Source organism: Kribbella antibiotica, assembly GCF_004349055.1.
In the GTDB taxonomy this organism is placed as follows: domain Bacteria; phylum Actinomycetota; class Actinomycetes; order Propionibacteriales; family Kribbellaceae; genus Kribbella; species Kribbella antibiotica.
Genome location: NZ_SMKX01000302.1, coordinates 1 through 1,427 on the forward strand (window position 1 = coordinate 1; position 1,427 = coordinate 1,427).

The window sequence follows — 1,427 nt, forward strand, 5'->3', positions numbered from 1 at the left end:
TGGGGCTCTCCTGACTGATCTGTGGGTCAGTTTCGGTTGGGGAGGGTGGGCCGGTGACCGCCGAGGTTGAGCATGGCCAGGGCGATGAGTGCGGTGGGTGAGTGGAAGCCGAAGGCGACGCGGGTGATGAGGCGGATCTTGGTGTTGACCGATTCGATGCGTCCGTTGGACAGGCCGTGTTCGATCGCGGCGAGGATCGATGCCTTGTGTTTGACGATGCGTCGTTGCAAGTGAACGAAGGCGGGAATCCGGCAGCGGCGGGCCCAGCCGATCCAGCCGTCGAGGGCGTCTACGGCCTCGTCGTAGGGCAGCCGGAAGACCAGCCGGAGTCCTTCTTTGAGCAGGTAAGCCCGGTGCAGTTCGGGTTCGGTCCGGGCGATCCAGTCCAGTTTTGCGCGTTGCCGGGTGGTGAGGTTCTCGGGGTTCTTCCCCAGCGCCCAGCGCGCCCGTTTCAGGGCTTGGGCATGCCCGGTGGCGATCTGACGGCTCCGGCCGCCTTGCTGGTCGGTCCGGGAGCCACCGACGCGGCGGCGAGCGGTGTTCCATGCTTCGCGGCGGACCTCGTCGAGCGCCTCGGTCGCCCACGACACCACGTGGAAAGGGTCGGCGCAACGCGTCGCCTGGGGGCACCGGCGGCTGATCACCGCGCTGATCCAGTCCGCTCCGTCAGCGCTGACATGGCTGATCTGGCGACAACGCTGCTCACCCAGGGCATCGAAAAACTTCCCCAACGTGGCCTTGTCGCGCCCGGGTGCGGCCCACACCAGCCGGCCGGAGTCGTGATCGACCACCACAGTCAGATACTTGTGCCCCTTTTTGTATGACACCTCGTCGACCCCGAGGCGTCGCAGGTCCGCGAACCTGTCGTGCGCGTTCTCGGTGTCGGCCCAGACCCGGGCAATGATCGCGCCGACAGTGCGCCAAGCGATCCGCATCAACTCGGTCACCGCGGACTTCGAGCAGTGCACCACCAGCCACGCCACAGTGGCATCGAACGCGCGGGTATGCCCAGCACCATGACGCGCCCACGGCACTGCCCGCACGGTCGGGCCATGCACCGGGCAACCCACCCGCGGAGCATCGCTTTCGAGCAGCACCCGCGTCGTGCCGAAGTCCAGCCCCCGCCACCGCCGCCGCCCCTGGCCACGGTCATACCAAGGCGCTCGCACCCCACACACCCCACAACGGCCCTTCGACGCCCGCCGCGGCCGGACATAAGCAATCACGACATCGCCCACCTCGTCGTAATCGACGCTCTCGACCACCGCGTTCTCAACACCCAACAACCCACGCCATACACTGACCCAACGCACGCCGTTCTCCGCTCTAAAGTTCCTGACTCTCGACAAGCCAGAAACCTAGACAGAGAACGGCGTGCACCCATTTCCGACCCGCGCAGAACCCACAGATGCGTCAGAAGAGCCCCA

At 66.4% G+C, this 1,427-nt stretch carries 1 protein-coding gene; it reads right to left on the reverse strand.

From position 1 onward, the window contains the following. Positions 1-26: 26 nt before the first annotated feature. On the reverse strand, positions 27-1,313 hold the full coding sequence (locus E1263_RS42355; RefSeq protein ID WP_132178124.1) for an ISL3 family transposase: 1,287 nt from the start codon (positions 1,311-1,313) through the stop codon (positions 27-29). Positions 1,314-1,427 lie beyond the last annotated feature (114 nt).